The organism is Cupriavidus sp. USMAHM13 (assembly GCF_001854285.1).
In the GTDB taxonomy this organism is placed as follows: Bacteria; Pseudomonadota; Gammaproteobacteria; order Burkholderiales; family Burkholderiaceae; genus Cupriavidus; species Cupriavidus malaysiensis.
Genome location: NZ_CP017752.1, coordinates 1,812,185 through 1,835,092 on the forward strand (window position 1 = coordinate 1,812,185; position 22,908 = coordinate 1,835,092).

Genomic DNA, 22,908 nt, shown 5'->3' on the forward strand with positions numbered 1-22,908 from the left:
GGCCTGGAGCGGGAGCTGGAATGGAAGCACAGAGAAACCACAGGCCAGCCTCGAACGGCTGGCGCCATGCCGGGCGCGACGCGGCAGACTATACGCAGGAGGTGCACTATCCCGCGGTAGCCGTGTCGACGCGCCCGGGGCAGCCCGGCAGCGCGCTGATCGCCGGGCGCATCCGCGGCGCGCCCAAGGCGGCGAACGGCGCGCCGGCACCGGCCGGGCAGGCGGATGGCGTCACCGGCGGGGTCGCCACCCTGGTGGTCAACGGTGTGGCGATGCCGCAGCGGGTGGAGGAGGACGGGCGCTTCTCCCGTCCCTACGCCTTCTCGGCCGGCAGCAACGGCGTGGAGCTGCGCACGCCGCAGGGGAGCGCCAAGCGCGTGCAGTTCTACGAGGCTTATCCGGGCAGGGCACGCCCGCGCCTGCGCGTGGTGCTGTCGTGGGACAGCGACGGTACCGACCTCGACCTGCACGTGGTGGCGCCCGACGGGCAGCACACTTTCTACGCCAATCGCGTGGTGGCGGACGGCGGCGCGCTCGACGTGGATGTCACCACCGGCTACGGGCCGGAGATCTATTCCAATCCGACCCCGCCGGCAGGCACCTACCTGGTCTACGTGAACTACTACGGCAGCGGTGCCCGCCGCGAAGCCATCACGGTGGCCCAGGTCGCCGTGATCACCGACGAGAACACGCTCGACGAAAGGCAGCAGGTATTCCGCGTGCCGATGCGCAAGCCTGGCGAGTTGACCCTGGTGAAATCCTTCGTGATGCGCTGACGGCGGGCCTGCCGCCGCCGACAAGAGGATGCAGTGCTCGACGAGCATCGGTCACGGCGTGGATTCGGAAGATTCTTCAGGGAGCTTCTTGCCGAAGGGGAGAGGATTCTGATTTGGCGTGGCGTGTGTCACGCCCTTCGTCCTTGCCGCTAGACTGGGCCGCTCCATGACCCACGGGCTTGGATGCGACGCGCCATACGGCGTGGTGGGACGCCACAGCCCAGGGGGGGCGAGGTGCCGCGTCCCGAGCCGACTCTTCACAGGATCTTCATGACGTCGAATGGGATACCGGATGTCGCACTGGTCGACAACACCGAGCAGCGTACGCCGTTGGCGCTGGTGCTGGACTGCTCCGGCAGCATGGCCGGGCGGCCGATGCAGGAACTCAATGCGGGGTTGGCATTGCTGGAGAAGGAACTGAAAGCTGACGTCATCGCCAGCAAGCGGGTCCGCATCCTGGTGATCCGCCTCGGTGGCAACGACGATGCCGAGGTGGCTGGCCAGTGGTGCGACGCGATGGACTTCCGCGCACCGGACCTGGTCGCCAGCGGGACGACGCCGACGGGCCAGGCGGTCGCCCTGGCGCTCGATGAAATCGAACGGGAGAAGCAGCGCTTCCGGCAGGCAGGCGTGGCGTATACGCGCCCATGGCTCTTCCTGATGTCCGACGGCGTGCCGACCGACGCGTGGGACGCCAGTGCCAGCCAGGCATGTCACGCCGAGCGGACCAACAAGGTCGCGATGTTTCCCATCGCGGTGGGCGAGAGCGCCAGCGTCGATGTGCTGGGAAGATTCAGCAGCAAGGGGACTCCGGGCGTGAAGCAGCTCAAGGGTTTGCAGTTCCGTGAGCTTTTCCTGTGGCTCAGCGCCAGCATGCAGGCCGTGTCCCAGTCGACGCCGGGTACGCAGGCTCAGCTACCTTCGACGGACAGTTGGTCGACCGTGGCGGTTTGAGCATGGGCTGGCGAGTATTCTCCGCTTCGGCGACCGGTAAGACGCACCTGGACCAAGGGCTGCCTTGCCAGGACGCGTCCGCGCATGCGGTGGTCGGGGAGATCCTGGTTGCCGCGGTATGCGATGGCGCCGGTTCCGCGCGCTACAGCCAGGCGGGCGCCGAGTTTTTTGCCCGATCCACCGTGCATGCGCTGGCTACACGGCTGAGGCAAGGCGAAGAGCTTCCCGAACTGGAGCCGGCCTTGTTCGAGCAGGCCATCGCGGCCGTGATCGGCCGGGTGCGCGAGGCGCTGCAGGAGATCGCCATCGCGGCGGGAGCGGGCCTCGATGACTATGCGACGACAGTGGTCGGCGTGGTGGCGGATCCGCGCGGCGGCGGCTTCTTCCATATCGGCGATGGCGTGGGCGTGGCCTGCTCGCGGCTGGCTGCGGCGGGGCCGGATATTTCGTTGCCGCTGAATGGCGAGTACGCCAACGAGACATTCTTCGTCACGGGGCCGGATTGGCGTCGTCGACTCAGGACCACGGCGATCCGCCAGGATCCGTCCAGCGTGCTGCTGATGTCCGATGGCAGCATGCCCTTTGCGATGTGCAAGGGAAATTCCGGCCTTTACGGTCCCTTCATCGAGCCGGTGGAGCGCTTCCTGCGCCAGGCGCCGAGCGGCCATGCGGGATGCCAGGCGCTCGCGGCCACGCTGGCGGATCCCCGTACGCATGCCATCACCGGTGACGACAAGACGCTGCTGATCGCACACCGCGAATGAGGCGATCCGGTGGCGCACGCAAAGTGTGGCTGGGCCCGGGGCAAAGCCTTACGCTCGCCCGGCTGGTCAAGAGCGGAGGTGCCGGCAGCGTATATCTGCTGAGCGATGCCCGGCAGCAGGTCGCCAAGCTCTACCACGCGCACCTGGACCGGGGCCTCTGCCAGCGCAAGATCGATGCCATGCTGCGCCTGAGCCCCGAACTTCCGGACCAGGTCGAGCAGGGCAAGCGCTATGTGCAGATCGCCTGGCCGCAGGCGCCGCTCCGGGATGCGCGCGGCAATTTCATCGGCTTCGTCATGCCGGTGCTGGACATACAGCGCACGGCCGAGCTCGAGGAGATCCTGCTCGAGCGGCAGGCGCGAGCCGCCGGGCTGCCGACGGGGCTGGGCGCCAAGATCACGCTGGCGGCGAATCTGAGCGCCGTGATCGCCGCCTTGCACCGTCAGCGACACTATGTCGTCGATCTGAAGCCAGTCAATCTGCGCTTCTACCGCGACTCGCTCTACATCGCCATGCTGGATTGCGACGGTTTCAGCATCCAGGGCGAAGCCGAGCGCTTCCCCGCCCAGCAGTTCACGGTCGACTACCTAGCCCCGGAATTGCAGGGGCGCGCCCCGGTCGCAGCGGGCGAGGAGATCCAGGACCGCTTCGCGCTCGCCGTGGTGGTCTTCCAATTGCTGAATTTCGGTATCCATCCTTTCAGCGGCAAGCCGGTCGATGGCAAGGTGCCGACCGAGCTGGCCGGGCGTATCCGCGAGGGCTGCTATGCGTACGGCGTGCAGCCGAATCCGCGTATCGCGCCCAATCCGACCAGCGGGCACACCATGATGCCGGCCGAGTTGCGGCGCATGTTCGACCGGGCCTTTGCCGGTCCCGGGGAGGCACGGCCCACTGCGGTGGAGTGGGCACAAGCGCTGCGCGGCTACGCACTGCGCGACGCGGGTGGGCTGCAGGCCTGTGCCGCCGATGCCTCCCATCAGCATTTTGCGGGCTTTCCCTGCGCTGCCTGCGCGCGCGCGGCCTTGATCGCCAAAGCAGCAGCAACGACTGGGAAGGGGAATGCACGCAAGGGGGCTCGCAAACAGGCGTCAGCAGCGCCGGGCGGCAGCGCGCCGTCGCCCAGGCTGCCGCCTCCGGTATCCCTGCCGTTGCCCGCAGCCCAGCACAATGTCACGCACATCTTCTTCGCAGCGGTCGCGGTCATCGCATCGATCGTCCTGGTGATGCTGGCGTGGCCCCATGACGACAGCGAGCGTAGCGACGGCCGGTCGCAGGTGGTGGGAGCGAATGCGCGCGAGCCGGAGGTACTGTGGCGCCGCGATGTGTCCGAGGCCGAGTTCACTTCTGGTATTGCACTCGCTACCGCGAGGGCGGACGTGCGCGCTGTGGCCGCTGCGGCAAGCAGTGGCCGCTATGAAGACGTGAAGCTGATCCTGCGGCGCCTGCATGAAGGCGAGGCGCTGTCGGGAGGCGAGAACAGCGCTGCCTACGTCGCGGGGTATGCCGCCGATATCGCCGATTTCATGGATTCGCGCGACCTCGGCAAGGTGCAAGGGCGGACCGCCGGCACTGCCGCGGCATCGATCGATCCGGAGATCGACCGGTATCGTGACCGCCTGGTGAGAGCGCCGCGCGCGCACTACGCCGCGCTGGCGCTCGGGAAGTACCACCTCGCGCACGGAGAGCCGCAGGCGGCAAGCGCGTTCTTCACACAGGCCATCTGGGCACGCCCGCTGGACCACCGGGCGTGGTACGGCATGGCCGCGGCGGCCTGGAACACGGAAGGAGAGGCGGCGGCGCTCGTCTATTACGCCGTCGCATCGCGATTCGAGGCCGCTTCGAGGCCCACGCGCGAGGCAACCTCGGTCCTGCCGATCGCCCCGGCCGCCAGCGAGGCGCTGCTTCCGCACGGGCGCTGGCAAACGCTTGGCGTGGCGGCGGAAAGCCTGGTGCGGGCGATCGATACGGCCCAGGAGTTCCAGGCCAGGGCCGCCAGCGTCGAGATTGCGTCGATGGAGAGTCTCTCTCCCTGGATACGCCTCGTCGCAGAGCGTCCGGAGCATGGGAAATCGGTTGAGCTGCGCATGACGCTGGACCGCTTGGGCGAGCCCAGCCGCGTGGCCGTCATACGCACCAGCGGCTCGCACAGGTTCGACCGGAACGTCGCGACGGCAGCGTCGCGCTGGAACTACCTCCCCGCGCTGAAGGACGGCCGGCTGTCCGCCGGCTCGCTCGACTTGCTTCTTGCCATCGACCCATGAGGCCGCCGAGGTGCCCGGTATGGGGCCTGCCTCGCGGTTTCGCCGGAAAGTTCAGGCCTGGCCCTGCGCTTCCCGCAGTGCCGCCCTCGGGCCGCTGACATAAGGGTTGTCCGCCACGAAGAAGCGCAGCGGCAGATCGGCTGCGCGCGACAGGCCGATGCGGCGTGTCACGCCGACGGTGCCGCAATCGCCGGCCGCAGTGGCACGGTCTGCCAGCCAGAGCCCCGCGCCCGTGCACAGGTCGGCGCGGTCCAGCCCGGGCCCGAGCGCCATGGCCGCGCCCAGGCGCCCGGGACCGCGTGCCAGGTCGAGCGGGCGCGCGGCCGGCCGGCGCTGGCGCATGGCCTCCAGCCCCGCCAGCGGTTCCAGCGCGCGCACCAGGATGCCGGCGCCGATGCCCTCGGCCTCGGCCGAGATATTGAGGGTCCAGGACAGGCCGTACAGCAGCCGCACATGGGCGTGGCCCGGGGCCAGGAACATGGCGCCATTGGCGCGTGTGCGCCCGCGGTAGGCGTAGCTGGCCGGGTCGCCCACCGGATAGGCCTCGGTCTCGACGATGCGCCCGGCCAGGCGGCCTTCCGGCAGGTCGTGGACCAGCACCTTGTCCAGCAGGTAGCGCGCCAGGCCGACCGCGTCGGCCGGCAGCTCGTCGCGCCGCAGCGGGCGCAGGGCGGGCAACGGGCTGGCGGGCGGGGCGCTGGCAGGCATGGTTCAGTCTGCCGCCGGGTCCCGGCGCATGGACAGGGCCACGCTGAGCCCCAGCGCCAGCAGCGCGGACACGGCGGCGAACAGGTAGACCGCCCCATAGCCCTGGTGCTTGGCCAGCCAGCCGGCCACCGGGCCGGTCAGCCCGAGCGCCAGGTCGAGGAAAAGCGCATAGGCCCCAAGTGCCGAGCCGCGGTTGGACTGCGGCACCAGGCGCACCGCTTCCATGCCCAGCGCGGGGAACACCAGCGCGAAACCGAAGCCGGTCACGGCGGCGCCGGCCAGGGCCATGGCCGGCGTGGCCGCCAGCGCGATCAGGGCGAGCCCGCAGGCTTCGACGGCAAAGGAGGCCAGCGCCACGGGATAGCCGCCGAAGCGGCCGATGGCGTCGGCCAGCAGCAGCCGCGCCAGCACGAAGCAGGCGCCGAGCAGGGTCAGGGCCAGCGCGGCGTGGTCCCAGCCGTGGCTGGCGAACAGCAGGGTGACGAAGGCGGTGATGGTGCCGAAGCCGACCGAGCCCAGCGCCAGGCACAGGCCGAAGGGCGTCATGGCGCGGAACACGCGGCGGAAGGGCAGGCGCTCGCCGGCCACGGTGGGCACGGCGGCCTTGCGGCGCGCCAGCAGCAGGGCCACGCCGGCCAGCAAGGTGGTCACGGCGCCGATGGCCGGCAGGCCCCATGCGTGGCCCAGCATCACGCCCAGCGGCGCGCCCAGGGCCAGGGCGCCGTAGGTGGTGATGCCGTTCCAGGAGATGACCCGGCCGGTGTGGCGCGCGCCGACGCTGCCGATGCCCCAGGCGATGGTGCCGGTGGTGACCAGGCTCTCACCGGCGCCGAGCACGAGCCGGCCGGCGAACAGCCAGGCCAGGCCGAGCGCGGGCGTGTGCGCGAACAGGCCGGCCACCAGGGTCAGGGCACCGCTGCCGGCGCACAGCGCCAGGCCCGTCACCACTGAGCGCTTCGGGCCCTGGACATCGCACAGGTGGCCGGCATAGGCCCGGCTCAGCAGCGTGGCCAGGTACTGGATGCTGACGGCCAGGCCGGCCAGCACGGTGCCGTAGCCGAGCGAGTCGTGGACGAAGCCGGGTACGACGGCGATGGGCAGGCCGACGGCCAGGTAGGCCACGAAGTTGAAGAAGACGATGGCGAGGATGCGCAGGCTGAGGCTGCCGCTCCCGGGCTCGCCCTGGGGCGAGGCTTCGAGAGTCGTGGCGGTGGGTGGCATAAGGGACGACAGGGGCGGGAGCGACGGAACGGTGGCAGGCGGGTGCGCGGTGCGGCACCTGGAGGATCCTGCCGGGCCCGGCCGACGGCGGCCGGGCCATCCGGGATGATACCGGTTGCCGGTGAATCCTGCGCGCAGTATAAGTAGCGCCTTGTTTTTGGGGAATATTCATGAAAATTTGCCAATGGACGGGGTTTCCATGAATTTCCGTCGCGATCCGGGAGGGGCCGGCCGCGGCCATGAGGCCTTCCGCAAGCGCGTGCGCCTGCGCCACCTGCACTGTTTCGTCGCGGTGGCCCAGTTGCAGCACCTGGGCCTGGCCGGCGAGAAGCTGGGACTGACCCAGCCCGCCGTGTCCAAGACGCTGAGCGAGCTGGAGGAACTGGTCGGCGCGCGCCTGCTGGTGCGCAAGCGCGCGGGCACCGACCTGACCGCGGCCGGCATGCGCTTCCTGCGCCACGCGCTGCGTGTGCTCGATGACCTCGACGAGGCCGCGCGCAGCGTCAGCGATGGTCCGGCGGCGGTCGAGCGCATCCGGCTGGGCGCCCTGCCCAGCGTGGTGCCGGACCTGCTGTTCGATGTGCTGACGGCCTTCCGCCAGGCCCATCCGGACATCGCCGTGGCGGTGCAGACGGGCATGAACCGCCCGCTGATCGAGTGGCTGAAGGCGGACCGCCTCGACGTGGTGCTGGGCCGCATGGACGATCCGGCCGCCATGGAGGGATTGTGGTTCGAGATGCTCGGCACCGAGCCGCTGGTGCTGGCGGTGCGTGCCGGCCATCCGCTGGCCGCCGCCCGCCACCCGCTGCTGGCCGAGGCGCTGGCCTGCCCGCTGGTGCTGCCGGCGGCCGGTTCGGTGCCGCGCCACAGCGCCGAAAGCCTGCTGGCGCGCCACGGCCTGCCGCTGCCGGCGGGCTGCCTGGAGACTTCCGATGCCTTGCTGGGACAGATGACCGCGCTGGCGACCGACGCGGTCTGGCTGGCGCCCTTGTCGGCGGCGCGGCGCGCCATCGCGCAGGGCGTGCTGGTGCGGCTGCCGCTGGACAGCCAGGGCACCGAGGAGCCGATCGGCGTGCTGCGCCGCAGTGGCGGCGAGCTCGGGCCGGCCACCGAGGGTTTCCTGCGGGCCTTGCGCGAGGCGGCCGCGCGGCGTCCGCAGGAACAGGCGCTGCGGTAGAATGCGCAGCTTCGCCGCCGCGCCCGGTGCACGCGCGGCGCCACCCTCGAGCCTCCCCGCGCATGCCACGTAAAGCCGCCCAACTCTCCGAAGCCGACAAGCACGCCGCGCCTGGCGGGGCGGCCGCGGTCGACCGCGCGCTCTTCGTGCTGTCCGCGTTCCGGCTGGGCGATACCACATTGGGGCTGGCCGAACTGGCCCAGCGCAGCGGCCTGTACAAGAGCACGCTGCTGCGGCTGCTGGCCTCGCTCGAGCACGCGCGCCTGGTCGTGCGCCACGGGGACGGCCGCTATGGCCTCGGTCCGGAGGTGGCGCGGCTGCATGCCGTCTACGCGGCCTCGTTCTCGCTGGAGGCGGTGGTGATGCCGGTGCTGCGCCAACTGGTGCAGGATACGCGCGAGAGCGCCGCCTTCCATGTCGATCAGGGCGAGCACCGTCTCTGCCTGTATCGTGTCGATTCACCGCAGCCGGTGCGTGACCATATCCGCGCCGGCGACCTGTTGCCGCGCAACCGTGGCGCCGGCGGGCGCGTGCTGCGCGCCTTCTCCGGCGCGCGCGGCGAGTTGTACCAGAAGATCCGTGACGAAGGCGTGGTCGAACTGGTCGGCGACCGCAGCCCGGACATCGCCGGCGTGTCGTCGCCGGTGTTCGGGCCCGGCGGCGAGCTCAAGGGCGCGCTGACGCTGACCTGCCCGACACCGCGTTTCGATGCATCGTTCCGTGCCAGCGTGCTGCGCGCCGCGCGCGTGCTGAGCGCGGAGCTGGGCGGGGTATTTCCCTACCCGGATTGACGGTCCGCCGCCCTGGGGCGAGCGGTGTGGCCGACCGGACCCTTAGTGGGGTGTGCCCCCCTGTGCAAGGCGGATATGATCCAGCCTGGCCGCCGCCCCCCGGGGACAGGGGGCGGCAGCACGCGCGGGATACTAAAGAGGGCATCCGTGTACCTGGTCCAGCAAACTCTGGTAGTCGTCATGATGGTGGTGTTCTCCAGCATGCTGGTCATGGCGGCCGGGCTGGCGGTGGCGCTGCGCGCGAGCGAGGCCGGCCGGATCTGGGCTGCCGGCTATGCGCTGGTGGCCGGTGCCGGCATGGCGCTGGCCTCCACCATCGGCACCGGCTCCTACACCTTGATCGCCCTGGCGGGCTGGGCCTTCCTGCTGGGCCGGCTGGCGATCTTCCTCGGCGTCCGGGTCTATTACGGGCTGCCGGAGCGGCGCACGCTGCTGCGCGTGGCCGCGCTGCTGGCCCTGGCCGTGCTGCTGTACGCCTCACAGCAGCACAACGCGGTCGCGCTGCTGCAGTTGTCCGGCTTCGGCATGCTGGGCACGGTGTCGCTGCTGACCCTGTTGTCGCTGCTGAATTCGGGCGTGTCGCAACGCAGTATCGGCGCGCCGCTGGCGGTGCTGGGCTGCCTGCTGCAACTGCTGACCCAGGCCGCCGGCATGGTGCACGCCCTGGGTGTCGATGCCTCCGGCCAGTCGCTGTTCTTCGTCGCCGACAGCTCGCGCGCGCTGTGGGTGGCGCTGCCGCTGGTGGGCTCGCTGCTTGGCTGCTTCGGCTGCACGCTGCTGGCCACCGAGCAGATCATCGCGCGCAATGAGAGCGGCGCCCGCCTGGACGCGCTGACCGGCCTGCTGAACCGCGGCGCGCTCGACCAGGCCGCCGACGCCTTGATCGCGCGCTGGCAGCGCGGCGGCGAGCCGCTGACCTGCCTGGCCATCGACGTCGATTATTTCAAGCAGGTCAACGACAGCCACGGACACCACGTGGGCGATGCCGTGCTGCGCCAGATCGCGCAGGCCATCGACCATTCGCGACGGGCTTCCGACGTGGCCGGCCGCTACGGCGGCGAGGAGTTCTGCATCCTCTGTCCCTACACCGACGAGGGACAGGCCTGCGCCCTGGCCAACCGCATCCTGCGCAAGGTCAGGGCCATCGACCTGCCGGGGCGGCGCGGCAGCGCCACGGTCAGTATCGGCGTGGCCCAGATCGACGGCGCCGACGGCAGCCGCGAGGCCCTGTGGCAAGGCCTGTTCGCTGCGGCGGACCGGGCGCTCTATGTCGCCAAGCAGCGCGGGCGCGACCGCCTCGTACTGGCGTCGAGCCTGGGCATGCCGGTGCGCGATGAGGATGGGGACGAGGACGCCGACGAGGATGGCGCGCTGCAGCCGGCCTGAGGGGCAGGGCGGCAGGGCAATCGATGGGAGAGCGGCCGGCACTCCTGCACCGGCCGCGATGCGCAGGCTTCAGTCCTGCGGCGGTCGGTCCTGCGGCGGTACATCGCGCGGCGGATGGCCGTCGTAGGTCCAGATGAACTGGCGCGGGATCGGGCCCTTGTTGCGGCCGCCCTGCTGGGTCTGTTCCCAGGCATGGGCGAGGATGCCGACCGAGCGCGACAGGCAGAACAGCCCGCGCGCCAGCGGCGCCGGAAAGCCCAGCTCCGCGTAGATCACCGCGGTGGCACCGTCGATGTTCATCGGGATCGGCTTGCTGCGGCCCGCGCCCAGTTCGGCCTCGATCGCGCGCGCGATGCCGGCATAGCGGCCCGACACCACGCCGTCGGCGGCGGCGCGGTCGACCAGTTCGAGCAGGCGCGGGGCGCGCGGATCGAGCGGGTGGAAGCGGTGTCCGAAGCCGGACACGAACTTGCCATGCGCCTCGCGCCAGTCCTGCAGCGCCCCCTGCACGGCTTCCTGTTGCGGCAGGCCGGTGTCGATGCGGCGCGCGATCTCCTGGTACAGCTCCACAGCCTGCTCGCCGGCGCCGCCGTGCACGTCGCCCAGCACGTTCACCGCCGAGGCCATCGCGTTGTTGAGGCCGACGCCGCAGGTGGCCGCCATGCGCGCGATGGCGATGCTGGGCGCCTGCGGGCCGTGGTCGACCGCGGACATCAGGGCCGCGTCGAGCAGCTCGCCCTGGCCGCGCCCGGGCAGCTCGCCGCGCAGCATCAGCCAGATCATCTGGGCGAAGGAGACCTGCCCGATCAGCTGCTCGATGGGATAGCCGCGGTAGCGGATCTCGCCGGGCCGCATGTCGATGATGCCGGTGTGCCACCAGTCCTGCGACAGGCGCTGGCCGGCGTCGATGCCGCCGTCGTCGGCGGCGGCTTTCATGCCTTGGTTCATCATGGCTTCCTTCATATGGCTCGTTCCTCTTTCAGGGATTCGATCTCGGCGTCGTCGTAGCCGAGCTGGGCAAGGATGTCGCGGGTGTGCTGGCCGAGTTCGGGCGGCGGCGTGTCGACCGCCGGCGCCGCGCCGTTGACCTTGAAGCCGGTGCGCACCAGGCGGATATCGCGCTCCACGCCCGGTGCCGCCGGGAAGGTGCCGACCATGCCGCGCGTGGCCACCTGCGGGTGCGCGAGCGCTTCCGGCACGCTCAGTACCGGACCGGCCGGCACGCCGGCCTCGTTGAGGCGCTGCCACCAGTCGTCGGCGCTGCCCTTGGCCAGTTCCGCCTCCAGTTCGCGCGTCAGCTCGGCGCGGTGCTGCAGCCGGGCCTGGCGCTCGGCGAAGCGGGGATCCGCCGCCAGCTCGGGGCGGCCCACCACGCGGCAGACCGCTTCGAACTGCTCCTGCTTGTTGGCGGCGATATTGAGCAGGCCGTCGCCGGTGCGGAAGGTGCCGGAGGGGCTGGCCGTCATATTCTCGTTGCCCATCGGCACCGGCGCCTTGCCGGCGATCAGGTGGTTGGAGACCACCCAGCCCATGGTGCAGAGCGTGGACTCGAGCATGGAGACATCGAGGAAGTAGCCGGTCTCGCGCTCCCGGTCGGCCAGGGAGGCGGCGATGGCGAAGGCCGCGGTCATGCCGCCGATGGTGTCCGAGACCGGATAGCCGACCCGGTAGGGCGCGGTGTCCGGGTCTCCGGTGATGTGCATCACGCCGGCCATGCCCTGGATGATCTGGTCGTAGGCCGGCAGTCCGCTCAGCGGGCCGTCCTGGCCGAAGCCGGAGATCGCGCAGTAGATCAGGCGCGGGTTGACTTCCTTGAGCGCGGCATAGCCCAGTCCCAGGCGGTCCATCACGCCGGGGCGGAAGTTCTCCACCACCACGTCGGCGCTGGCGACCAGCTTGCGGAAGACTTCCTTGCCGCGCGCGTGCTTGAAGTTGACCGTGATCGAGCGCTTGCCGGGATTCTGTGCCAGGAAAGACACCCCCATCAGGCGGCGGTTCAGTTCCGGATCGGCGCCGAGCTGGCGCGCCAGGTCGCCGGTGCCGGGCGTCTCGACCTTGATCACCTCGGCGCCCATGTGCGCCAGCTGGTGGCAGCAGAACGGCCCGGCCAGCACATTGGTCAGGTCGAGCACGCGGATATGGCGTAGCGGTTTATGCATCTGTCTGGTATCGAAAGGGATTGCGTGGCGGGCGGGTGGCGCGCCTTACTCTACATGCGCGCCCGATTCGCGCACGATGGCGCCCCAGCGCGCGTGCTCCGCCTTGATGAAGGCGGCCAGCTCGGCCGGCGTGCCGCCGCGCGGTTCGCTGCCTTCGGCGCGCATCTTGCTGATGGTGTCGGGCGAGGCCAGTGCCTTGTTGGTCTGTTCATTGACGCGGCGGATCACCTCGGCGGGCGTGCCGGCCGGCGCCACCACCGCCTTCCAGTCCTCGGCCTGGAAGCCGGCGTAGCCGGATTCGATCACGGTCGGCACCGCCGGCAGCAGCGCGGAACGCTTGGCCGAGGTCACGGCCAGGGCGCGCAGCTTGCCGGCCTTGATCATCGGCAGCGCGATCGGCGGCGTGGCGAAGTAGAAGTCGGTCTGGCCGCCGAGCAGGTCGGTCAGCGCGGGCGAGGCGCCCTTGTACGGCACGTGCAGCACCTTGATGCCGGCGCGGCGGGCGAACATCTCGCCGGTCAGGTGGCCCACGGTGCCGGTGCCGGCAGAGGCCATCGACAGCGTGCGCCCCTTGGCCGCGCCGACCAGGTCGGCCACGGTCTTGAACGGCGCGTCGGCGCGCACCACCAGCACCACGGGCTGGGCCGACACCAGGGCCACCGGCGCGAAATCCTTCAGCACGTCGTAGGGCATGCGCGGATAGAGGCTGGGGTTGATCGCCAGGTTGGCGGTCTGCCCCATGCCGAGGGTGTAGCCGTCGGGCTTGGCCTTGGCGACCGCGTCCAGGCCGATGTTGCCGCCGGCGCCGGCGCGGTTCTCCACCACCACGTTCCAGTGCGCATCGGTGCCGATCTTGTTGAAGACCAGGCGCGCCATCACATCGGTGCCGCCGGCCGGCGGGAACGGTACCACCAGCCGCACCGGCTGGGCCGGGTAGTCGCCGGCGGCGAGCGCGGGCAGGGCGGGGGCGGCCAGGCAGGCCGCGCCGAACAGGCACAAGAGCCGGCGCAGGGGGGAGTAGGGGTGCTTCATCATGTCTCCAGGTGCATGGGGCGGGGCAGGCGCGGTGCGCGGCCGGCCAGGCCGCCTTCTATCCAGTATTCTGTAGAATAGAACATCGATCTTTTCAAAAGAACGATGCGAGAATAGGGAGCGGAACCGCCGCTGTCAAGTTCCGGGTGCGCGGCGCCGCTTGCCACTACAATGTCCGGCCGGCAGCGCGCGCCCGCCGCCGGTGCCCGGGCGGCCGGGTGTATTCCGGCGCGGATTGATGGAGCGGGGTTTGACGTTGCAGAGCGGGGGTTGGCAGGACAGGCAGGCACAGGCGTGCGGTGTGGATTTCGGCACGTCGAATTCGACGGTGGGCTGGTACCGGCCCGGCGAAGCCGCCTTGCTGCCGCTGGAGGAGGGCAAGCCGTCGCTGCCGTCCATCGTCTTCTTCCATGCGGAGGACCCGCTGGTCAGCTACGGCCGCGCGGCGCTGGACGATTACCTGGCAGGCTACGAGGGGCGCATGATGCGCTCGCTGAAGAGCCTGCTGGGCACCTCGATGATGGATGACTGCACCGAGGTCATGGGACAGGCCATGCCGTTCCGCGGCTTGCTGGCGCAGTTCATCGGCGAACTCAAGCGCCGCGCCGAGGCGGCCGCCGGCCGCGAGTTCACGCAGGCCGTGCTGGGCCGGCCGGTGCGCTTCATCGACGAGGACGATGAAGCCGACCGGGTGGCGCAGCAGACGCTCGAAGACATCGCGCGCGCGGCTGGTTTCCGCGACATCGCCTTCCAGTTCGAGCCGATCGCCGCCGCCTTCGACTACGAAGCGCGTATCGGCGGCGAGGAACTGGTGCTGGTGGCCGACATCGGCGGCGGTACGTCTGACTTCTCGCTGCTGCGCCTGTCTCCCCGGCGCGCCGGGCTGGCCGACCGGCGCGACGACATCCTTGCCAGTGCGGGCGTGCATATCGGCGGCACCGACTTCGACCGCAGCCTCAGCCTGGCCAGCGCGATGCCGCTGCTGGGGCTGGGCAGCTCGCTGCGCAACGGCAAGGCCATGCCTTCGGGACTGTACTTCGACCTGGCGAGCTGGCACACCATCAACCAGGTCTACACGCGCAAGGCCTGGGCGCATGTCATGGACAACTATCGCGACGCCGGCGACAAGGCGCCGCTGGACCGCCTGCTCACGCTGATCCGGCAACGCGCCGGCCACTGGCTGGCCCTGCAGGTGGAGTCGGCCAAGATCATATTGTCGGCCGAAACGGCAGCGCGCCTGGACCTGGGCCGGATTGCCCCGGGGGAGAGCCTGGAGGTGGGGCGCGCCGATTTTGACGAGGCCATTGTCCGCCTGGTCGGCAGGGTGGAGCGCACCGTGGCGGATTTGCTGCAGAGTGCCGGGGTGGATGCCGGCGAGGTTGACACGATTTTGTTTGCCGGTGGCTCCAGTTCGGTCCCGCTGCTGCGGCAGCGCCTGGCGGCCCAGCTGCCGCAGGCGCGCTGCGTCGAAGGTGACGTATTCGGGGGGATCGGCGCGGGGCTGGCGCTTGACGCGGCACGCAAGTTCGGCTGAAAGCACGGGTCGATCGCCGAAGATATGCCCCGTTCGCGGGGGAAGTAGATGGCGCTAATCTCTGTTGTTGGAAATATTGAATGACTTTTTGCGCCAAGACATATTTTCTCAGGCCTTTCCCGATTGACAGCCGAGCGAATTCGTTGAAAATGGGCACTCGCATGTGCACCATCTGGTGACTTTATTGTCGGGCGTATCGTTGGTTCGCTGACATACTGGCGCAGTGTGTGGTTGTTAGGCTCCGGCCGCCACCATTCTCTGGGCATCATGCTTGGTGAGCAAAACGAGCTTATTTGAAATCTGAGGTAACAAACAAAATGGAAACCGGTACCGTTAAGTGGTTCAACGACGCTAAGGGCTTTGGCTTCATCACCCCGGACGCAGGCGGCAACGACCTGTTCGCGCACTTCTCCGCGATCGAAGGCAATGGCTTCAAGTCGCTGAAGGAAGGCCAGAAGGTCCGCTACGTCAAGGCCATGGGTCAGAAGGGCGAGCAGGCCACCAAGATCCAGGCGATCTGAGCCGCTTGAACGCCGGCTGATACTGCCGACAAGGACAAGCCCCGCCCCGTGCGGGGCTTGTTTTTTTGTGGCGCCGGGTGCGCCCCGGGGCCGTCCCGCGTGCCGTTGCCGCCGCCCTTCCAAGTGGAGAGGTACCCATGGCCGCTGCCAGGTCTACCGCGTCCCGCCGGTTGCCGGGCGCGCTGCGGCGCGCAGGCATCGGCGCCCTGCTGACCGTTGCCTGCGCCGCGGCGCCGTCCGCGTGGGCGCACGACACCGCCTTGCTCAACCGCGGCAACGATCCCTTCCTGCAGGTCAGCGCGGCCGTGCCCGCCTGCCCGGAACCGGCCGGGCCGCGCGTCAGCGAGGCCGAGTGGATGCGCGAGTCGCACCATCGCATCGAGCATGGCAACCACTGCTGGCTGGAGGGGCGCTGCCGCCTGCCCAATGCCTACCAATATGACAAGGATGTCGCTGACAGCCTGCAGCGCCGCCTGCACACGCTGGACCTGCAACTGCCGGCCTGGCGCCGCAGCTCCCTGTGGATCACGGTGAGCGCCCGCTGGATCCTGGTGCAGGGCTGCACCGCGCCGGAATTCCCCGCGGCGGCCTTCTTCGCCGCGCTGCGCGAGGTCGCCGACGCCGAGCGCGTGATCGACCAGACCACTGCCACGCCGGCGCGCGGTGTGCCGTACCCCTTGTTTCATCCGGCCGCGGCTGCGCCGAAGTGACGCGCGCGCGGGCCGCGCCGCCGCGTGCTGTGCGTTCCGGCCGCCCGGCCTGACCGTGAGCGCCGGGCCGGCCGTGGCGATGTTGCTATAATCCGGCCCACCCCCAATTCCGCCATCCGCTGCTTGCACGACCGGCATGCCAAGCGGCTGTTCCACGATGACGCGCCAGCCCTGCCTGCGGCCCCCGCGGCCTGCTCCAGGCCAGGGCACTCGCTGTTGGCCTCGCCGGCTCATCACGAACGGCCTGCTTGCCGCCGCCTTGCCTGCCGGATGGCTCAGAGCGTGCCGAGGAGTGACGTGTCTGGTACCGAAATCGCAGCGCCGAGCATGCCGTCCGAGGCGAATGTCGTCTCGTCGAGCAGTTCTTTCCATGCGGCCATGCGGATCCTGCCCGCGCCACAGCGCGAGGCCATGTTCCATATCTACGCCTTCTGCCGCGCGGTGGACGACATCGCCGACGGCGACGCGCCGCATGCGGCGCGGCTGGCCGGCCTGGATGCCTGGCGCCGCGACATCGCCGCCTGCTATGCCGGCGCGCCGCCCGCGGCCCTGGCCGAACTGGCCAGGCAGATCGCCCGCTACGACCTGGAGCAGGCCGATTTCCTGGCCGTGATCGACGGCATGACGATGGACGTGGTGGCCGATATCCGCGCGCCGGACGCCGCCACGCTGGACCTGTACTGCGACCGCGTCGCCAGCGCCGTGGGGCGGCTGGCGGTGCGCGTGTTCGGCATGGGCCGCGAGGACGGCGTGGCGCTGGCCTACCACCTGGGCCGGGCCCTGCAGTTGACCAATATCCTGCGCGACATCGACGAGGACGCCGAGCTGGGCCGCCTCTACCTGCCGGCCGAGGCGCTGGCGCAGGCGGGCATCCCGGCGGGCGAGCCGCGCGAGGTGATCGCCCATCCCGCCATCGGGCAGGTCTGCGCCGGGCTGGCGCGCGAGGCGCAGGCGCACTATGACCGGTCGCACGCCATCATGGCGCGCTGCCCGGCGCGGCAGGTGCGCTCGCCGCGCATCATGGCCGCCGTCTACCACGAGATCCTGGTGCGCATGCTGGCGCGTGGCTGGAATGCGCCGCGTGCGCGCGCCAAGGTGCCGCGCGTGCGCCTGCTGTGGCTGGTGCTGCGCCACGCGCTGGGCTGAGCGGGCAGGCCGCGCGCGGCCATGCCGGAGATGTCCGGGTGCGGGCATCGACCGGCAGCCGCCCGCGCCACGGAAGCCGTTCGGCATCCGTTCGAAGCCAGTCGTCCGCGTCGTTCGAAGACCGCAGTTCGACGGCCGTAGTTTGAATACCGCAGTTTGAAAGTCAGAGTAAGAAGAGGGTTCTGCCGACCATGACCCAGCTAGCAGTTTCCAAGAGTTCCCCCGCCCCGGACGCCGGCGCCGCGCAGGATGCGGCCCGCGACGATGCGCTCGAGCGGGCGATCGCCGGCGCCACCGACGCGCTGCTCGCGCTCCAGAAAGCCGATGGCCACTGGGTGTTCGAACTCGAGGCAGATGCCACCATCCCGTCCGAGTACGTCCTGCTGGTGCACTACCTCGGCGAGAACGCCGACGCCCGGCTGGAGGCCCGCATCGGCCGCTACCTGCGCCGCATCCAGAATGCCGACGGCGGCTGGCCGCTGTTCCATGACGGCGCGTCCGACGTCAGCGCCAGCGTCAAGGCTTATTTCGCGCTGAAGATGATCGGCGAGTCGCCGGACGCCGAGCCTATGCAGCGCGCGCGCGCTGCCATCCATCGCATGGGCGGCGCGGAGGCCAGCAACGTCTTCACGCGCACGCTGCTGGCGCTGTACGGCGTGATGCCGTGGCGCGCGGTGCCGATGATGCCGGTCGAGATCATGCTGCTGCCGGAGTGGTTTCCTTTCCACCTGTCCAAGGTGTCGTACTGGGCCCGCACCGTGATCGTGCCGCTGCTGGTGCTGAACAGCCTGCGCCCGCAGGCACGCAACCCGCGCAAGATCGGCATCGACGAGCTGTTCCTGCGGCCGTGCCAGGCCACGCGGCTGCTGCCCAAGGCGCCGCACCAGAGCCGTTTCTGGTTCACCGCGTTCAGCATGCTGGATGGCGTGCTGCGCGTGGCCGAGCCGCTCTTCCCCGGCGCGCTGCGCCGGCGCGCCATCGAGCGCGCGCGCACCTTCGTGGTCGAGCGCCTGAACGGCAAGGACGGGCTCGGCGCGATCTTCCCCGCGATGGCCAACTCGGTGATGATGTTCGACGTACTGGGCGTGCCGGCGGACCACCCCGACCGCGCGATCGCGCGCGAATCGATCGAACACCTGCTGGTGGTCCACGAAGCCGGGGACGAGGCCCACGACGAAGCCTACTGCCAGCCCTGCCTGTCGCCGGTGTGGGACACCGCGCTGGCCAGCCACGCGCTGCTGGAAGCCGGCGGCGAGCGCGCCACCGCGGCGGCCGAGCGCGGCCTGCAATGGCTGCGCCCGCTGCAGGTGCTCGAGGTGAAGGGCGACTGGACCGTGCGCCGCCCAGACGTGCGTCCCGGCGGCTGGGCCTTCCAGTACGCCAATGACTACTATCCCGACGTCGACGACACCGCGGTGGTGGCGATGGCCATGGACCGCGCGGCGCGCGTCGACGCGCCGGTGCCGCTCGGGCAGCGCGAGCGCTTTGCCGACAGCATCGCGCGCGCCACCGAATGGATCGTGGGCATGCAGAGCAGTGACGGCGGCTGGGGCGCTTTCGAGCCCGAGAACACCCACCTGTACCTGAACAACATCCCCTTCTCCGACCACGGGGCGCTGCTCGACCCGCCCACCGCCGACGTGTCGGCGCGCTGCCTGTCGATGCTGGCCCAGCTCGGCGAGATGCCCGAGCGCTGCAGCGCGGCGGCGCGTGCGCTGCGCTACCTGCTGGCCGAACAGTTGCCGGACGGCAGCTGGTATGGCCGCTGGGGCATGAACTATATCTACGGCACCTGGAGTGCCCTGTGCGCCCTCAATGCCGCGGGCCTGAAGCCGGACGCGCCGGAGATGCAACGCGCGGCAGATTGGCTGGTCGGCATCCAGAACGACGATGGCGGCTGGGGCGAGGACGGCGCCAGCTACAAGCTGGAATACCACGGCTACGAGCGCGCGCCGAGCACGGCGTCGCAGACCGCGTGGGCGCTGATGGCGCTGATGGCGGCCGGCGCCGTGGCGCATCCGGCCGTCGCGCGCGGCATTGCTTACCTGCAGGCCACGCAGCAGGAGGACGGCTTCTGGGCCGAGGCGCACTTCACCGCCACCGGCTTCCCGCGCGTGTTCTACCTGCGCTACCACGGCTACGCGCGCTTCTTCCCGCTGTGGGCGCTGGCGCGCTACCGCAACCTGCGGCGCGCCGGCAGCCGCCACGTGGCATGGGGCATGTAAGTCCCGGCGGGCGCGACGCGTCCGTGCTGGTCGTGTGCGGCATGGACTTCGAGGCGCGGCTGGCGGCCGCGCCCGGTGTCGCCACGCTCTACGGCTTCCGCGCCGGCGCCCTGCAGGCGGCATTGGAGCAGGGTGACTGGCCCCGCTGCGCGGGCGTGATCAGCTTCGGTGTGGCCGGCGGCCTGGAGCCGGGACTGGCGCCCGGCGCCGTGGTGCTGGCCGACGGCGTGCATGACGGCACCAGCCTGCACCCCGCCGACGCCGACTGGCTCGGCGCGCTGCGCCGGGCCTTGCCGCAGGCGCGCGTCGGCAGCCTGGCCGGCGCCGATGCCGCGGTCACCGACCTGGCCGGCAAGCGCGCGCTGCACCAGCGCACCGGTGCGCTCGGCGTCGACATGGAATCCCATCTTGCGGCGCGTTTCGCCCAGGCCCGCGGCCTGCGCTTCGCCGCCTGCCGGGTGGTGATCGATCCGGCCGACCGTGCCGTGCCGCCGGCTGCGCTGGCGGGCATGGCGGCCGACGGCAGCACCGACGTGCCGGCCGTGCTGCGCAGCCTGCTGCGCGCGCCCGGGCAGATCGGCGGCCTGCTGCGGTTGGCGCGCGACGCGTCCGCGGCGCGGGCGACGCTGAAGTCCGTGCGGGGAAGGGTCGGCGCGGGGTTTGCCCTGCCGGCAGGCTGAGCGGAGGGCGCCCGGCCTTCCGTGCCGGGCCGCATCCTGCAGGCCCTGCCGCTCCCGGCGGCGGGCCTGCCGGGAGTGCGAGGGCAGGGATCAGGCGCTCAGGCGGGCAAGAACCCTTCCACCGTCAGGTACCGTTCGCCGGTATCGTAGTTGAAGCCCAGCACCGTGGCGCCGGCCGGCAGCTCGGGCAGCTTGTGCGCGATCGCCGCCAGCGTGGCACCGGAAGAGATCCCCACCAGCAGGCCTTCCTCGCGCGCGGCGCGGCGTGCCATCTCGCGTGCCGGCTCGGCATCGACCTGGATGATGCCGTCGAGCAGCCCGCTGTCGAGGATGCGCGGCACGAAGCCGGCGCCGATGCCCTGGATCGGGTGCGGCGCGGGCGCGCCGCCGGACAGCACCGGCGAGGCGGTCGGCTCGACGGCATAGACCTTGAGCTTGGGCCAGGCATCCTTCAGCACACGCGCGCAGCCCGTGATATGGCCACCGGTACCGACGCCGGTGATCAGCACGTCGACGCCTTCGGGGAAGTCGGCCAGGATCTCGCGCGCGGTGGTGCGCTCATGCACGGCCACGTTGGCCGGATTCTCGAACTGCTGCGGCATCCAGGCGCCCGGGGTGGACGCGACCAGTTCCTCGGCGCGGGCGATAGCGCCCTTCATGCCTTTCTCGCGCGGAGTCAGTTCGAAGGTGGCGCCATAGGCCAGCATCAGGCGGCGGCGCTCGATCGACATGCTGTCCGGCATCACCAGCACCAGCTTGTAGCCCTTGACCGCGGCCACCATGGCCAGGCCGATGCCGGTATTGCCCGAGGTGGGCTCGATGATGGTGCCGCCCGGCTTGAGGCGGCCATCCTGCTCGGCGGCCTCGATCATGGCCAGGGCGATGCGGTCCTTGATCGAGCCGCCCGGGTTGCTGCGCTCCGACTTGATCCAGACGCGATGCTGGTCGCCGAACAGGCGCTGGATGCGGATGTGCGGCGTGCCGCCAATGGTGTGCAGGATATTGTCGACCTTCATCTGGTTTCTCCGTTGACTGGTGCCTGGTGCCTGGCGCCTGGCGGCGCGTCCGAATGCCGGCGTGCCGGTTCGCCGGCGTGATTCTAGCGGCTTTGGCGGGCCATCGGTCCGGCGTGGCGGCAGGTTCCGCGCTGCGGCTGCGCGCCTGCCGGGCGTGTCGATGGGCGTGGATCGCTGTGCTCGGGACACAGTTGTTGACAGTAGCCATTGACTTCAAACGCTAACATTCGGCGTCATCACGGGGAAAATTCTCAAGCCAAAGGTCTTCTTTGGCTCATTTGCTGAAGCGGGGCACTGAGCGCGTTGGTCGGAATCGTCTTCCGCAGCGCCCTGGGATTCTCCTTCGAAGTCCGCTCCGCGCCAGCGGCGCCCGCTGCCGGTGTCCGACACGGCATCGACACCAGGGAACGCAAGATCGACCTGTTCCAGAGCCAGTGGATCCGTGGCAGCCGCTATGCGTTCCAGCGCGATGGGCCGCAGGCCAGCGATTTGCGCGAATTTCCGCGAGCCGTGCGTGCACGTCTCCGACACCTTGGGCCGTGCCTGCTACGAGGCCGGCGCAGCGCTCCAGCACCATCCCCGACGGCATCGAACTGCCACGCTCGCCGCGCAGCCCGATGTACGGGGGGCACGGAGATGGCCGGCTTCGGTTTCGAACTGCGCGGCATCATGGCGCTCACCGTCCGCCTGGGCCGGTACGGGGTCGTCAAGGTGCAGGCGATCGCCGCGCGGCTGCTGTTCGCGGCGGGCCGCTGGGTGCTGGCGCTGCCGGGGGCTCAATCTCGACTTCTGCCTGGAGCAGCGCCACGAGGTGCCGCTGAACGCGCTGTTCCCGATGCTGAACCCCTGTCTGGCGCGGTTGACGCTGGAGCCGGGGCCCGACCTGGTACGGCCATGGCTTCGCCGCGGCCCTGCCGAGGGTGGTGGCGCGGCGCTGCAGCTGCTCGATCGCAGGCCGGGCAGGCTGGAATACGAGACCTTCATCCGGCAATGAAGGCCGCCGGCAACCGGGAGCAGTCCCCCGCCCGGCAGGGTCGACGGAAGGGGGGGCTGTTATGTACCATGCGCAGGAAAGGCGCCCTGGCGCGTTTCCGGAGCCGTGCCAGGTGGGCGCGGCGGAGGCAGAAGAGGGAAGTATGAGAATTGCCTCGGTCGAGGATGACAAAGACCAATCCGAGCTGATCCGGCAGATCCTGGTGGACGCCGGCCACGAATGCACCAGCTTCGGCGACGGCAGGAGCCTGTTGCGGGCCCTGCGCGACCAGGTCTTCGACCTGCTGCTGGTCGACTGGCAACTGCCCGACATCGCCGGTCCGGAGATCGTGTCCTGGGTGCGGCAGAACTCCGGGCGCCTGCCGCCGATCCTGTTCGTCACCAGCCGCTCCCAGGAAGAGGACATCGTCGCCGGCCTGACCGTGGGCGCCGACGACTACATGATCAAGCCGATCCGGCGCGCGGAACTGAACGCGCGCGTGCAGGCGCTGCTGCGCCGTGCCTATCCCGAGGCCGCCCAGCAGGAACAGATCGTCCGCCAGGGCAACTACTGCCTGGACGCCGGCGCGCGCACCGTGCTGGTGGGCGGTGAGCCCGTCGAAGTGTCGCCGCGCGAGTTCGAGCTGGCGCTTTTCCTGTTCCGCAACATCGGCCGCCTGCTGTCGCGGGAGGTGGTGGAGCAGGCGGTGTGGGGCCGCAGCATCGGCGCGGGCTCGCGCACGCTCGACACCCATATGTCGCGGCTGCGCATCAAGCTGTCCCTGCGCCCGGAGAACGGGGTCAGGCTGACATCCGTCTATTCCCATGGTTACCGTTTCGAGAGCGTGAATGCAGCGGATGAGCAGGCGGAGTGA

The 22,908-nt window shown here is 70.3% G+C and carries 21 protein-coding genes; 15 read left to right on the forward strand and 6 right to left on the reverse strand.

What is annotated here, in order from left to right; all coding sequences use genetic code 11:
* Positions 1–20 precede the first annotated feature (20 nt).
* The 4 genes from BKK81_RS26260 to BKK81_RS26275 all read left to right on the forward strand — a co-directional run bounded on the left by BKK81_RS26260 (position 21) and on the right by BKK81_RS26275 (position 4,755).
* Positions 21–776: a YfaP family protein gene (locus BKK81_RS26260; RefSeq protein WP_083384454.1), complete on the forward strand. Its 756-nt coding sequence runs from the start codon at positions 21–23 to the stop codon at positions 774–776.
* Positions 777–1,046: 270 nt separating this feature from the next.
* Positions 1,047–1,730: a vWA domain-containing protein gene (locus BKK81_RS26265; protein ID WP_071018992.1), complete on the forward strand. Its 684-nt coding sequence runs from the start codon at positions 1,047–1,049 to the stop codon at positions 1,728–1,730.
* Positions 1,634–2,494, forward strand: a complete 861-nt coding sequence (locus BKK81_RS26270) for a PP2C family serine/threonine-protein phosphatase (protein ID WP_156811451.1) — start codon at positions 1,634–1,636, stop codon at positions 2,492–2,494. The genes BKK81_RS26265 and BKK81_RS26270 overlap by 97 nt, the downstream gene beginning before the upstream one ends.
* Positions 2,491–4,755: a TonB family protein gene (locus tag BKK81_RS26275; protein WP_083384455.1), complete on the forward strand. Its 2,265-nt coding sequence runs from the start codon at positions 2,491–2,493 to the stop codon at positions 4,753–4,755. The genes BKK81_RS26270 and BKK81_RS26275 overlap by 4 nt, the downstream gene beginning before the upstream one ends.
* A gap of 51 nt (positions 4,756–4,806) precedes the next feature.
* On the opposite strand, the gene BKK81_RS26280 is transcribed toward BKK81_RS26275, so the two are convergent.
* Complete coding sequence (locus tag BKK81_RS26280; RefSeq protein WP_071018998.1) at positions 4,807–5,463, reverse strand: DNA-3-methyladenine glycosylase; 657 nt, start codon at positions 5,461–5,463, stop codon at positions 4,807–4,809.
* A 3-nt stretch (positions 5,464–5,466) separates the two neighbouring features.
* Entirely contained in the window at positions 5,467–6,684 is a 1,218-nt protein-coding gene (locus BKK81_RS26285) for an MFS transporter (protein ID WP_071018999.1), read from the reverse strand.
* A 199-nt stretch (positions 6,685–6,883) separates the two neighbouring features.
* Here BKK81_RS26285 and BKK81_RS26290 point away from each other — a divergent pair, with 199 nt between their 5' ends.
* The 3 genes from BKK81_RS26290 (at position 6,884) to BKK81_RS26300 (ending at position 10,038) form a co-directional block, all read left to right on the forward strand.
* On the forward strand, positions 6,884–7,861 hold the full coding sequence (locus tag BKK81_RS26290; RefSeq protein ID WP_071022377.1) for a LysR substrate-binding domain-containing protein: 978 nt from the start codon (positions 6,884–6,886) through the stop codon (positions 7,859–7,861).
* A gap of 62 nt (positions 7,862–7,923) precedes the next feature.
* The gene (locus tag BKK81_RS26295) at positions 7,924–8,652 is read left to right on the forward strand and encodes an IclR family transcriptional regulator (protein WP_071019001.1); all 729 of its coding nucleotides are present in this window, start codon (positions 7,924–7,926) and stop codon (positions 8,650–8,652) included.
* 147 nt (positions 8,653–8,799) lie between these two features.
* Entirely contained in the window at positions 8,800–10,038 is a 1,239-nt protein-coding gene (locus BKK81_RS26300; protein WP_157903368.1) for a GGDEF domain-containing protein, read from the forward strand.
* Between the two features lie 69 nt (positions 10,039–10,107).
* Here the strand turns inward: BKK81_RS26300 and BKK81_RS26305 are convergent, their stop codons facing one another.
* Genes BKK81_RS26305 through BKK81_RS26315 form a run of 3 tightly spaced genes read right to left on the reverse strand, consistent with a single transcriptional unit; the run spans position 10,108 to position 13,229 of the window.
* Complete coding sequence (locus BKK81_RS26305; protein WP_231908093.1) at positions 10,108–11,001, reverse strand: citryl-CoA lyase; 894 nt, start codon at positions 10,999–11,001, stop codon at positions 10,108–10,110.
* Positions 10,998–12,197, reverse strand: coding sequence for a CaiB/BaiF CoA transferase family protein (locus tag BKK81_RS26310; RefSeq protein ID WP_071019003.1), 1,200 nt, complete (start codon positions 12,195–12,197; stop codon positions 10,998–11,000). Before BKK81_RS26310 ends, BKK81_RS26305 begins: the two co-directional genes overlap by 4 nt.
* Positions 12,198–12,242: 45 nt before the next feature.
* Positions 12,243–13,229 (reverse strand): Bug family tripartite tricarboxylate transporter substrate binding protein, encoded by a 987-nt coding sequence (locus BKK81_RS26315; protein ID WP_156811552.1) that lies wholly within the window; start codon positions 13,227–13,229, stop codon positions 12,243–12,245.
* A gap of 238 nt (positions 13,230–13,467) precedes the next feature.
* Here BKK81_RS26315 and BKK81_RS26320 point away from each other — a divergent pair, with 238 nt between their 5' ends.
* From BKK81_RS26320 to BKK81_RS26345, 6 genes are all read left to right on the forward strand, one after another.
* Complete coding sequence (locus tag BKK81_RS26320) at positions 13,468–14,763, forward strand: Hsp70 family protein (RefSeq protein ID WP_071019005.1); 1,296 nt, start codon at positions 13,468–13,470, stop codon at positions 14,761–14,763.
* Between the two features lie 317 nt (positions 14,764–15,080).
* Positions 15,081–15,284, forward strand: a complete 204-nt coding sequence (locus BKK81_RS26325; RefSeq protein ID WP_008650922.1) for a cold-shock protein — start codon at positions 15,081–15,083, stop codon at positions 15,282–15,284.
* A gap of 137 nt (positions 15,285–15,421) precedes the next feature.
* Positions 15,422–15,994 (forward strand): BON domain-containing protein, encoded by a 573-nt coding sequence (locus tag BKK81_RS26330; protein WP_231908094.1) that lies wholly within the window; start codon positions 15,422–15,424, stop codon positions 15,992–15,994.
* Positions 15,995–16,372: 378 nt separating this feature from the next.
* Entirely contained in the window at positions 16,373–17,140 is a 768-nt protein-coding gene (gene hpnD, locus BKK81_RS26335) for a presqualene diphosphate synthase HpnD (RefSeq protein ID WP_231908095.1), read from the forward strand.
* Positions 17,141–17,331: 191 nt separating this feature from the next.
* A complete protein-coding gene (gene shc, locus BKK81_RS26340) occupies positions 17,332–19,365 on the forward strand; it encodes a squalene--hopene cyclase (RefSeq protein WP_071019008.1) in 2,034 nt (677 codons plus the stop codon).
* The gene (locus BKK81_RS26345; protein WP_083384456.1) at positions 19,353–20,045 is read left to right on the forward strand and encodes a phosphorylase; all 693 of its coding nucleotides are present in this window, start codon (positions 19,353–19,355) and stop codon (positions 20,043–20,045) included. The genes shc and BKK81_RS26345 overlap by 13 nt, the downstream gene beginning before the upstream one ends.
* Before the next feature lie 98 nt (positions 20,046–20,143).
* Here the strand turns inward: BKK81_RS26345 and cysK are convergent, their stop codons facing one another.
* Positions 20,144–21,061, reverse strand: a complete 918-nt coding sequence (gene cysK / locus BKK81_RS26350) for a cysteine synthase A (RefSeq protein WP_071019010.1) — start codon at positions 21,059–21,061, stop codon at positions 20,144–20,146.
* A gap of 811 nt (positions 21,062–21,872) precedes the next feature.
* Here cysK and BKK81_RS36150 point away from each other — a divergent pair.
* A complete protein-coding gene (locus tag BKK81_RS36150) occupies positions 21,873–22,055 on the forward strand; it encodes a hypothetical protein (protein WP_071019011.1) in 183 nt (60 codons plus the stop codon).
* A gap of 142 nt (positions 22,056–22,197) precedes the next feature.
* A complete protein-coding gene (locus BKK81_RS26360; RefSeq protein WP_071019013.1) occupies positions 22,198–22,908 on the forward strand; it encodes a response regulator transcription factor in 711 nt (236 codons plus the stop codon).

What these genes read in the sequence shown, in the direction of transcription:
- BKK81_RS26260 (WP_083384454.1), top strand. Translation starts at nt 21, where the DNA reads ATGGAAGCACAGAGAAACCACAGGCCAGCCTCGAACGGCTGGCGCCAT.
- BKK81_RS26265 (WP_071018992.1), top strand. Translation starts at nt 1,047, where the DNA reads ATGACGTCGAATGGGATACCGGATGTCGCACTGGTCGACAACACCGAG.
- BKK81_RS26275 (WP_083384455.1), top strand. Translation starts at nt 2,491, where the DNA reads ATGAGGCGATCCGGTGGCGCACGCAAAGTGTGGCTGGGCCCGGGGCAA.
- BKK81_RS26280 (WP_071018998.1), bottom strand. Translation starts at nt 5,463, where the DNA reads ATGCCTGCCAGCGCCCCGCCCGCCAGCCCGTTGCCCGCCCTGCGCCCG.
- BKK81_RS26285 (WP_071018999.1), bottom strand. Translation starts at nt 6,684, where the DNA reads ATGCCACCCACCGCCACGACTCTCGAAGCCTCGCCCCAGGGCGAGCCC.
- BKK81_RS26290 (WP_071022377.1), top strand. Translation starts at nt 6,884, where the DNA reads ATGAATTTCCGTCGCGATCCGGGAGGGGCCGGCCGCGGCCATGAGGCC.
- BKK81_RS26295 (WP_071019001.1), top strand. Translation starts at nt 7,924, where the DNA reads ATGCCACGTAAAGCCGCCCAACTCTCCGAAGCCGACAAGCACGCCGCG.
- BKK81_RS26305 (WP_231908093.1), bottom strand. Translation starts at nt 11,001, where the DNA reads ATGAAGGAAGCCATGATGAACCAAGGCATGAAAGCCGCCGCCGACGAC.
- BKK81_RS26310 (WP_071019003.1), bottom strand. Translation starts at nt 12,197, where the DNA reads ATGCATAAACCGCTACGCCATATCCGCGTGCTCGACCTGACCAATGTG.
- BKK81_RS26315 (WP_156811552.1), bottom strand. Translation starts at nt 13,229, where the DNA reads ATGAAGCACCCCTACTCCCCCCTGCGCCGGCTCTTGTGCCTGTTCGGC.
- BKK81_RS26320 (WP_071019005.1), top strand. Translation starts at nt 13,468, where the DNA reads ATGGAGCGGGGTTTGACGTTGCAGAGCGGGGGTTGGCAGGACAGGCAG.
- BKK81_RS26325 (WP_008650922.1), top strand. Translation starts at nt 15,081, where the DNA reads ATGGAAACCGGTACCGTTAAGTGGTTCAACGACGCTAAGGGCTTTGGC.
- BKK81_RS26330 (WP_231908094.1), top strand. Translation starts at nt 15,422, where the DNA reads ATGGCCGCTGCCAGGTCTACCGCGTCCCGCCGGTTGCCGGGCGCGCTG.
- hpnD (WP_231908095.1), top strand. Translation starts at nt 16,373, where the DNA reads ATGCGGATCCTGCCCGCGCCACAGCGCGAGGCCATGTTCCATATCTAC.
- shc (WP_071019008.1), top strand. Translation starts at nt 17,332, where the DNA reads ATGACCCAGCTAGCAGTTTCCAAGAGTTCCCCCGCCCCGGACGCCGGC.
- BKK81_RS26345 (WP_083384456.1), top strand. Translation starts at nt 19,353, where the DNA reads ATGGGGCATGTAAGTCCCGGCGGGCGCGACGCGTCCGTGCTGGTCGTG.
- cysK (WP_071019010.1), bottom strand. Translation starts at nt 21,061, where the DNA reads ATGAAGGTCGACAATATCCTGCACACCATTGGCGGCACGCCGCACATC.
- BKK81_RS26360 (WP_071019013.1), top strand. Translation starts at nt 22,198, where the DNA reads ATGAGAATTGCCTCGGTCGAGGATGACAAAGACCAATCCGAGCTGATC.